General features: G+C 49.9%; 1 protein-coding gene. It reads left to right on the top strand.

Annotation, left to right across the window (positions count from 1 at the left end; genetic code table 11):
• Positions 1 to 18 precede the first annotated feature (18 nt).
• Positions 19 to 971 (top strand): sugar ABC transporter ATP-binding protein (locus tag KQI75_RS13450; RefSeq protein ID WP_216471340.1); only part of this gene is annotated, 953 nt, incomplete at its 3' end.

The following is a 971-nucleotide window of genomic DNA, read 5'->3' as shown; positions in this document are numbered from 1 at the left end:
AGAAAAGGGTGAAAATCAATGAGTGAATATGTAGTAGAATTAAAAAATACGACAAAGATATTCCCCGGTGTAGTAGCTCTTGATAAAATGCAGCTGGCGGTCAAGCCGGGCGAAATTCTCGGACTGATCGGAGAAAATGGTGCGGGAAAATCAACACTGATTAAAGTGCTGACTGGTGTGCATCAGCCGGATGAAGGAGAAATTTACGTCAATGGCGAGAGAAAGACGTTCAAAGATCCGAACGAATCCGCAGCGGCAGGCATTGCCTGTGTTTATCAGGAGCTGAACATAGAAAAGCTGCTCAGCATCACGGATAATATCTTTATCAACAAATGGATCAAGAGGCCGGGCGGTCTGCTTGATTACAAGACCATGCATAAAAAGGCAAAGGAAGTTATGGCGTCTCTGGGACAGGACATTGATCCGGAAAAGCCGGCAGGAACCTTCGGCATGGGCGTACAACAGATGATTGAAATCGCCAAGGCGGTTTTGATTGATGCAAAAATGATTATTATGGACGAGCCGACGTCCTCTCTGGGCGAGAAGGAAGTTGCACAGCTCATGAAAACTTGTCGCGAGCTGCGTGACCGCGGCATCGGCATCGTCTTTGTATCGCATAAGCTGGAAGAACTGTTCGAGCTGTGTGACCGCGTAGAAGTCATTCGAGACGGTCAGTACATTGATACCCGCGATATCAAGGATTGGACCAATGATTCTCTGATTGCCGCCATGGTAGGCAGAACGCTGGACAATCTGTTCCCGAAGGAATTCGGCACCAAGGGTGAAGTGGCACTCAAGGCAGAGCATCTGATGGAGGGCGGTGTCCTCGATGATGTCAGCTTTGAGGCGTACAACGGTCAGGTGCTCGGCTTCGCCGGATTGGTCGGCGCGGGACGTACCGAAACCATGCGCGCCATCTTTGGCGCAGATCCGCTGGACAGCGGCAAGATTTTCATTCACGGCAAAGAAGT

It is taken from the genome of Butyricicoccus intestinisimiae (genome assembly GCF_018918345.1).
In the GTDB taxonomy this organism is placed as follows: domain Bacteria; phylum Bacillota; class Clostridia; order Oscillospirales; family Butyricicoccaceae; genus Butyricicoccus_A; species Butyricicoccus_A intestinisimiae.
Note: the sequence above shows the minus strand (reverse complement) of the source record. Positions and strands in the feature narration are given on the sequence as shown.